Genomic DNA, 8,161 nt, shown 5'->3' with positions numbered 1-8,161 from the left:
GGTCACCACCACGGGCTCGACCCGGGGTGCGGCGGGCGCGGCGGCCGGGCGCGGCGCCTCGGTCTCGAAGGCCAGCACGGTCTCCAGCACGCGGCGGTCCCGCTCGGGGTCCGCGGGCGGGGCCTGCCGCTCCTCGGCCGCCGGGGCGGCGGGGCGCTCCGGGACGACGACGGCGGCGGGCCGGGCACGACGGGTGCGGTCGCGGACCGCGAGGGCCCGCAGGCCGGCCAGCCCGGCCACGGCGAACAGGAGCGACCAGCCGGCCAGGGCGAGCGTGCCCGCGCCGAACGCCGCGGCGAGACCGGCCACGAGGAACACGAGCAGGGCCACGAGGGCGGCGAGGAACAGCGCCGTGCGCCCCCACCGGATGTGCAGGCCGGTCCGGCCGCGGGCGGCGCGCGCCGCGTCGGCGGCGGCGCTCAGGCGGCCCGAGAACCGGGCGGTCAGGGCACGGACGGCGGGCGAGCTCTGCAGGCGGTGCATGAAGGACCTCGGCATCGACGGGCGGGCGGGGGCGGACGCGAGACGATGGCGGCGCAGCACGAGCCGCCAGGCCAAGAAGGCCACGAGGGCCACGATGACCAGCGACGCGCTCACCCGGGCGTCGGCCAGCGCGTCGAGCGCGGCCTGCACGGCCCTCGTCGGCGCGGTGGTCTCGTCCATGCGGTCAGCCTAGCGCCGGGGGCGGACCGGTCCGGCCATCGCGGCGTGTCCGCACGCGGCGTGTCCCGCCGGGCCGCTCAGGGGCGCGGCCGGGTGGCCAGCCACCCGGCCAGCAGGCCGTCGGGGACCTCCTCGGCGGTCACCGCGAACGTCCGGTGGTCCCGCCAGGCGCCGTCCACGTGCAGGTACGCGCGCCGCAGGCCCTCGTCGCGCAGGCCGAGCTTCGCCACGACCCGCAGGCTGGCCGCGTTCTCCGGGCGGATGTTGACCTCGACCCGGTGCAGACCGGCGCTGCGGAACGCCCAGTCCGTCGCCATGGCCACGGCCGTCGGCGTCAGCCCCCGACCCGCCTCGCGACGGTCGATCCAGTAGCCGATCGAGCCGGAGAGCACCGAGCCGTACTGGATCCCGCCCAGGGACAGCAGCCCCACCAGGCGGTCCCGGTCCGGGCGGTCGTCGTCGAGGGCCATGCCCCACGTGTAGGCGCTGCCGTCCCGGCCCTGGCGGCCGTGCCAGCGGACCATCTGCCCGAACGACGCCGGACCCGCGCCCGGCACGGGGCTCGTCGCATCCCACGGCGTCAGCCACTCGCGGTTGTGCGCCCGCTGCTCCTCCCACGCCTCCCGGTCCCGCCTCCGCAGCGGCCGCAGGGCGAGGGTGCCGTGCCGCAGGGTCACGGGCCAGGGGGAACGCTGCCAGGACATGGCGTCGATCCTATGCGCGGCCGGGCGCGGCACCGGTGCGGCGGGCATCATGGGGACATGCGCACTCCCCCTCCCGTGCCCGAGCCCGCCGCCACGGGCCCCGTCGCCGGCGTCGACGACGTCGTGGACGCCAAGGCCGCCCTGCGTGCGCGCCTGCGCACCGCCCGCCGCGACCGCTCCCCCGCGCGCCGCGCCGCCGAGTCCGCGGCCGCCGTCGAGCACCTGTGGGCGTGGCTGGGTCCGCGCGTGGCCGCGGCGACCGCGGACGGGACCGCCCCGGTGGTGGCCACCGTGCTGCCGATGGCCACCGAGCCGGACACCGGTGGGCTGCGCACCCGCCTGCTGGCCGCGGGGGCGCGGGTGCTCGTCCCCGTGATCGAGCCGGAACGACGCCTGAGCTGGGCCTCCTGGCACCCGGGCGTCGCGACGGCGCGCGCGGCGAACGCCCCCGTGGACGAGCCCGTGGGCGAACGGCTCGGGACCGACGCGCTGGCGGCGGCGACCGCGGTGGTCATGCCGGCGCTCGCGGTGGCCGAGGACGGGATGCGCCTGGGCCAGGGCGGGGGCTACTACGACCGCTTCCTCGCCGAGCTGCCGCGGAGCGTGCCGACCGTGGCCCTCGTGTTCGAGGACGAGCTGCTGCCGGCGGGCGCCATCCCTGCCGAGCCCACGGACCGGCCCGTGGACGGCGTCGTCACCGCGGCCGGGCTGCGCTGGGTCTGAGCCCGGCCCGCGGCGCGGAGTAGCATCGGGGGTCGGATCCCCCCAGAACCGCGCGCCCCGGCGCGCCCCGAGCGAGCTGGAGCTGAGCATGCCCACCTACGCCTACCGCTGCAAGGACTGCGGCCACGCCTTCGACGTCGTCCAGGCCTTCACCGACGACGCCCTCACCGAGTGCCCCGCGTGCGGCGGCGTCCTGCGCAAGCAGTACGGCTCGGTCGGCGTGAGCTTCAAGGGCTCCGGGTTCTACCGGACCGACTCGCGCTCCGGCACGGGCGGCACCGGCTCGGCCGGCGGATCGACCTCGGACTCGGCCGCCGGGTCCTCGACGTCCTCGACGTCGTCCTCGTCCTCCCCCGCCGCGGACTGACCCGGCCGGCTCAGCCCCAGTGGGGCGGGCGCTGCTCGCGCAGCCAGCGGTCGCGCTCGGCCTCGGCCGGGCCGGACTCGACCCCGGCCACGTCCCCGGTCGGCGCCGTCGCCGGCGACGTCCCGGCCTGCCCGATCAGCCGGGGCATCCCGGGCAGGCGCGGCTCGCGGCCGTCGGCGGATGCCGGGCCGGTGCCCGGGGCGTCCGCCCGGCGCGGGCCGCGGCGGCGCGGCGCGCCGTCAGCGGGCATCGTCGTCGGTCTCGTCCGTCTCGTCCGCCGGCTCCACGCCCAGCCGGTCGGCCAGCTCGCGGGCCACGGACTCCGGGTCCGCGAACACGTCGATCGACCACAGGGTCCGGGGCTCCCAGCCGCGGGCCTCGAGCCCCTCGGGCAGGGTCCGCGAGCGCTGCCGCACCGTGAGGGCGCGGTACACCTCGCCGCCGTCGCCGGCCAGGGCCAGCGGACGGGGCGCCTCGTCCTGGTCCGCGCGCGGATCGAGCACGGCCAGGTCCATGACGCCGGCGTAGCGGGGCAGGACGCGGGCGCCGTGCTCCTCGAGCCGGTCGCGCAGATCGGCCAGCAGCGGGTCGCCCACCATGCCCACGGGGTCCGCGGCGTCGTCGCCCAGGTAGGCCTCGAGCAGCCGCAGGAACCAGAGGGCGCCGCCGTCGAGCCGGTCCTCGTCCAGGTCCGCGGCGCGCAGCGCCGAGACGAGGTGCAGGCGCCGGCGGGCGCGGGTGAGCGCAACCGTGACCATGCGCTCGCCGTCCGGGTCGGAGAAGGCGCCGAAGTGGTGCACCACGCGGCCGTGCGGGGTGCGGCCGTAGCCGGGGGTGAGGATCACGGCGTCACGCACCACGGAGGCGGCGCGCACGACCGGCACGATCACGAACGGCTCGGCGTCGGCGGCGTCCTCGCCGCGGCCGCGGGCGAGGAACTCGTGGGCCCACGGCGCCTGCGCGGCCGTGGCCTGCACGGCGGCGGCCACCCTGCGGGCGTGCTGCTCGGACACCGTGACCACGGCCAGGGACTGCTCGGGCCGGTCGCGGATGTGCTCGAACACGCGCTCCACGGTGCGGGCGACCTCGGCGTTCGTGGACTCGACCACGTCGCCGCCGGTCATCGGGATGCCGGTGCCCTCGGGCAGGTACTCGGCCGTGACGGCACGATCCCGGCCGGTGGCCTCGCCCGCGGTGGGCAGCGCGTCCAGGGCGCCGTCATAGGCGAGCGCGGAGAGCAGGCGCACGAGGCGCCGCTCGAGGGGGCGGTGCACGGTGCGCAGCGGCAGGGTGGGCAGCACCTCGTCCAGCGCGTCGTGGGCCGAGCGCAGCGGGCGCAGGGGCCCGGCGGTCGCCGTCGGGTCCACGGACACCTGGAACGACTGCGGGCGCCCGATGACCGGGTCGCCGAGGGCCACCACCTGGGGGGCGCGGGTGAGCGCGCCCATCGCGGTGGCCAGGGCGGTCGCGTCGGCCTCCAGCAGCACGACGACGTCGGCGCGCCACTCCGGGGGGAACTCGGACAGGGCCATGGGCGAGGTGGTGACCACCGGCACGAGCGGCTGCAGGAGCTCGGGGGTGATCGTGGCCAGGGACTCGACCGTGGGGCTGCCCTGCTTGAGCAGGGTGCGCAGCACGGCCGCGTCCGCGCGATAGGTGCGCAGCGCCTCCCGCCAGCGCGCGGCCAGCGCGGCGGAGAGCCGGGCGCCGCCGCGCTCGAGATGGGCGCGGTCCAGGTCGCGGAACCCGCGCTCGACCTCCGCCAGGTCCGTGCCGCTCATCATGGCCAGGAAGTCGTCCCCGGAGATCATCGCCTCGAGCGCGGACTGCCACCACGCCAACTCGAGCTCGGCGGTCAGGGCCTCGGTGGGCACCTCGCGGTCGCGCAGGTCCTCGAGCAGCTCCGCCAGGCCGTGGTCGCGCAGGCTGTCCAGCACGAGGGTGCGCTCGGGCAGCGTGGCCAGGGTGTCGCGGTCCGCCACGAGCCCGTCGACGGCGGCCACGAGGTCGTCCACGTCCCGCTCCTCCAAGGGCGCCTCGGCCACGGCCTCCGGGGCGAGGACGCCCTCGAGCCGGCGCAGGCGCTCGCGCACCTGGCCGACCTGGCCCATCACGTGCTCGCCCTGGTCCGGCACCTGCGGGGGCGTGCCCGGCTCGGCGGCGTGGCGGTTCCAGTCCTCCAGGACGGCGGCGGCGTCCACGAGGGCGCCGTGCAGGTCCGTGGGCTGCACGCCCGGGCGGACCGCGTCCTTCGCCGCGCGGCGCAGGCGGGACCGGGTCACCGAGGACATCTCGACCAGGTGGAGGCGCCGCCACGAGCTGGTGGCGGTCGCCGCGACCAGCTGGGGCACGTCGAGGGAGAACACCTCGGGGGTGAACTCGGTGAGGGTGCGGGCCACACGGCGGTAGAGGTCCGCCTGCTCCGCCCAGCCGGCCACCGTGCGCTCGGGGCGCAGGCCGGCCTGGGCGGCGGCGGTGTCCACGGCGCGCCGGGTGGTGTGCAGGGCGGCCGCCAGCTCGTCGGCCAGCTCCGAGGCGGCCTCGGTCTCCTGCACGTTGCGCACGCGGGCGCCGAACCAGCGGCTCTCGGTGGCGGCGGCCGAGAACGCGCCGAGCTCCCCGGCGCGCACGAGCTGCTCGCCCACGGCCTGCCGGTTCACGGTGGAGTCCAGCACGGAGCGCTTGAGGCGCACGGTGGTGGCCGGCGGCGTCTCGAGCCCGGTCAGGGCGGCCAGGGCCTGCATCGCCTGGAACGGCGAGCAGCCCCAGCGGGGGCGGACGTGGTGCAGTGAGCCGACGTGCTCCTGCAGCCGGCGCCGTCGTTCGGTCAGGGCGGCCTCGTCCCGGGCGGTGTCGGGGTCCACGGCCCGCTCGGAGCGCAGGACGGCCTGCACGAGCTGGCGGCGGAGCAGCTCGGGGTCCGCGTTGGCGGGCACGTCCAGCGCGATCGAGCGCAGGTCCGCCTCCTCGAGGCGGTCGAGCACGTCGGCCAGGGCGGCGGAACGCTCGGCCACGACCAGCACGCGCCGACCCTCCCAGGCCAGGCGCGCGGCCAGGGCGGCGGCGGTCTGGGTCTGCCCGGTGCCGGGGGCGGCCGCCACCACGAGGGACTCCCCCGCCGCGGCGTGCTCGAGCACGCGTGCCTGGGCGGCGTCGACGTCGACGACGAGGCGCTCGTCCGCCGGGGCGACGTCATCCTCCGCGGGCGCGCCCGTGGGCTGCAGCGCCGCCGGGCGGGGCACCATGCCGGTCCCGGCGTCGTACAGGGCCTGCACGACCGGCAGATCCTCGAGGGAGGCGGGCAGGGAGGCGGTCTCGCCGAGGTCCGCGAACGTGGAGACGAGCAGGCAATCCTGGATGTGCAGGTCCGCGATCGCGGCGGTCTCCTCGCGCAGGCGGGCGAACGCGGGGGCGGGCTCGAGGCGCGCCGTGGCGTAGGCGGCCTGCTGGTACGCCTCGGGGTCCAGGGCGATGCCGTGGTGCCGGCGCAGGTTCCGCACGAGCGCCGGGTTCAGGCGGGCCGGCTCGGTGATCTGGACCTCCAGCTCGTCCCGGCCCCGGGCGCCGCGGCGCACCGTCAGGGCCACGCGGGCCAGCAGCACGGGGGCGGAGCGGCGCTCCCGCCGACCGTCCTCCTCGGCCGTCCACGTGGCCACGCCCACGGCGAGCGCGCCGACGTCGATGCCGCGTTCCTCCGCCAGCTCGCGGACCTTGGCGCGCAGGCCGAGGGAGACCTCGTGCGCCGCGTCCAGCTCCGGGCCGGCCGGCAGCAGGGTGGACAGGCGGGTGCGCCGCCCCAGCAGCAGCTGCGAGACGCCGGAGGAGTTCGCCTCCGTGAGGTCGATGCTGTTGGCCGCCGAGGGCGCGAACCGCAGCATCGTGTCGTTCTCGGCGCCCGAGCCCAGGGAGGACACCCAGGCGGCCGGGTCGGGGCGGGTCTGCCCCTCGTCGGGGCGTGCGGCGGCGCGGGCGCGGGCCAGGCGCGGGAACTCCTGCTCGGTCACGTGCGTGCGGTCCTTCCTCCGTCGCCTGGGTCCAGGCGGTCTTCGTGCGGACGGCCGCCCCGGTCAGGGGCGGCCGGATGCGGCGCCGGACGCGCCGCTCACTCCCACTCGATGGTGCCCGGCGGCTTGCTGGTCACGTCGAGCACGACGCGGTTGACACCGTCGACCTCGTTGGTGATGCGGTTCGAGATGCGGGACAGGACGTCGTCCGGGATCCGCGCCCAGTCCGCCGTCATGGCGTCCTCGCTGGTGACGGGGCGCAGGACGACCGGGTGGCCGTAGGTGCGGCCGTCACCCTGCACGCCCACGGAGCGCACGTCCGCGAGCAGCACCACCGGGCACTGCCAGATCTGGCGGTCCAGCCCGGCCGCGGTGAGCTCGGCGCGCACGATCGCGTCCGCGCGGCGCAGCAGATCCAGGCGCTCCTGGGTGACCTCGCCGATGATGCGGATGCCCAGACCCGGGCCCGGGAACGGCTGGCGGTGCACGATGCCCTCGGGCAGGCCGAGCTCGGCGCCCACGGCGCGGACCTCGTCCTTGAACAGCTCGCGCAGCGGCTCGCACAGCTCGAACTCGATGTCGTCCGGCAGGCCGCCCACGTTGTGGTGGGACTTGATGTTGGCCGCCCCGTCCCCGCCGCCGGACTCGACGACGTCCGGGTAGAGCGTGCCCTGCACGAGGAAGCGGACCTCGGTGGCGTCCGGGTCGTGCTCGGACTCGAGGACGATGTCCGCCTGCGCCTTCTCGAAGGTGCGGATGAACCGCTCGCCGATGATCTTGCGCTTGGCCTCGGGGTCGGTGACGCCGGCCAGCGCGGACAGGAAGTCCTCGCGCGCGTCCACCATCACGAGGCGGGCGCCGCCGTGGGCCTCGCCGAACGCCTGCTCGATCTCGGCGGACTCGCCCTCGCGCATGAGGCCGTGGTCCACGTAGACGCAGGTGAGGCGGTCGCCGATGGCGCGCTGCACGAGGGCCGCGGCCACGGCGGAGTCCACGCCGCCGGACAGGCCGCAGATGGCCCGCTTGTCCCCGATCTGCTCGCGGATGCGCTCGACCTGCTCCTCGATCACGCCGCTGGCCGTCCAGTCCGCGCCCAGGCCCGCACCCACGTGCAGGAACTGCTCGAGCACCCGCTGACCGTGGGAGGAGTGGCCCACCTCGGGATGCCACTGCACGCCGAAGATGCGGCGCTCGCGGTCCTCGAACGCGGCGACGGGGGCGCCCGCGGTGGAGGCCGTCACGGCGAAGCCCTCGGGCGCCTGCGTCACGGCGTCCCCGTGGGACATCCACACGACCTGCTCGAGGTCCTGGCCCGCGAACAGCACGGAGTCGGCGTCCACCGAGTCCAGGCAGGTGGAGCCGTACTCCCGGGTGCCGGTCTTGGCCACGGTGCCGCCGAGGGCGTGCGCAATCGACTGGAAGCCGTAGCACAGGCCCAGCACGGGCACCCCGGCCTCGAGCAGCGCCGGATCCAGCTGCGGGGCGCCGGGCTCGTACACCGACGACGGCCCGCCCGAGAGGATCAGCGCCGCGGGCTTGCGCTCCAGGATCTGCGCCGCCGGGGTGGAGGCGGGCACGACCTCGGAGTAGACGTTGGCCTCGCGCACACGACGCGCGATGAGCTGTGCGTACTGGGCGCCGAAGTCCAGCACCAGCACCGTGGGCATCACGTCGCTGAGCGGGGCGGGGGTGTCGGGGTG

The 8,161-nt window shown here is 77.0% G+C and carries 7 protein-coding genes; 2 read left to right on the top strand and 5 right to left on the bottom strand.

From position 1 onward, the window contains the following. Both J1M40_RS08425 and J1M40_RS08420 read right to left on the bottom strand, forming a co-directional pair. Nucleotides 1-663, bottom strand: a 663-nt coding sequence (locus tag J1M40_RS08425) for a hypothetical protein (RefSeq protein ID WP_206450695.1), incomplete at its 3' end; no start/stop codon positions are given. A gap of 77 nt (nucleotides 664-740) precedes the next feature. Next, complete coding sequence (locus tag J1M40_RS08420; protein WP_078025894.1) at nucleotides 741-1,367, bottom strand: GNAT family N-acetyltransferase; 627 nt, start codon at nucleotides 1,365-1,367, stop codon at nucleotides 741-743. Nucleotides 1,368-1,424: 57 nt separating this feature from the next. Between J1M40_RS08420 and J1M40_RS08415 the strand changes: the two genes are divergently transcribed. Both J1M40_RS08415 and J1M40_RS08410 read left to right on the top strand, forming a co-directional pair. After that, entirely contained in the window at nucleotides 1,425-2,090 is a 666-nt protein-coding gene (locus J1M40_RS08415; RefSeq protein ID WP_231119486.1) for a 5-formyltetrahydrofolate cyclo-ligase, read from the top strand. Nucleotides 2,091-2,178: 88 nt separating this feature from the next. Beyond that, nucleotides 2,179-2,457 (top strand): FmdB family zinc ribbon protein, encoded by a 279-nt coding sequence (locus J1M40_RS08410; RefSeq protein ID WP_010080444.1) that lies wholly within the window; start codon nucleotides 2,179-2,181, stop codon nucleotides 2,455-2,457. A 10-nt stretch (nucleotides 2,458-2,467) separates the two neighbouring features. On the opposite strand, the gene J1M40_RS08405 is transcribed toward J1M40_RS08410, so the two are convergent. The 3 genes from J1M40_RS08405 to guaA all read right to left on the bottom strand — a co-directional run. Further along, nucleotides 2,468-2,707, bottom strand: a complete 240-nt coding sequence (locus J1M40_RS08405; protein ID WP_010080443.1) for a hypothetical protein — start codon at nucleotides 2,705-2,707, stop codon at nucleotides 2,468-2,470. Further along, complete coding sequence (locus tag J1M40_RS08400) at nucleotides 2,697-6,461, bottom strand: DUF4011 domain-containing protein (protein WP_078025896.1); 3,765 nt, start codon at nucleotides 6,459-6,461, stop codon at nucleotides 2,697-2,699. Before J1M40_RS08400 ends, J1M40_RS08405 begins: the two co-directional genes overlap by 11 nt. A 98-nt stretch (nucleotides 6,462-6,559) precedes the next feature. Then, a partial coding sequence (gene guaA / locus J1M40_RS08395) for a glutamine-hydrolyzing GMP synthase (RefSeq protein ID WP_342356896.1) occupies nucleotides 6,560-8,161 on the bottom strand: 1,602 nt, incomplete at its 5' end.

The organism is Micrococcus sp. KRD026, assembly GCF_017168445.1.
Classification (GTDB): Bacteria; Actinomycetota; Actinomycetes; order Actinomycetales; family Micrococcaceae; genus Micrococcus; species Micrococcus luteus.
This window is presented reverse-complemented; position numbering and strand designations above follow the sequence as displayed.

What these genes read in the sequence shown, in the direction of transcription:
- J1M40_RS08420 (WP_078025894.1), bottom strand. Translation starts at nt 1,367, where the DNA reads ATGTCCTGGCAGCGTTCCCCCTGGCCCGTGACCCTGCGGCACGGCACC.
- J1M40_RS08415 (WP_231119486.1), top strand. Translation starts at nt 1,425, where the DNA reads ATGCGCACTCCCCCTCCCGTGCCCGAGCCCGCCGCCACGGGCCCCGTC.
- J1M40_RS08410 (WP_010080444.1), top strand. Translation starts at nt 2,179, where the DNA reads ATGCCCACCTACGCCTACCGCTGCAAGGACTGCGGCCACGCCTTCGAC.
- J1M40_RS08405 (WP_010080443.1), bottom strand. Translation starts at nt 2,707, where the DNA reads ATGCCCGCTGACGGCGCGCCGCGCCGCCGCGGCCCGCGCCGGGCGGAC.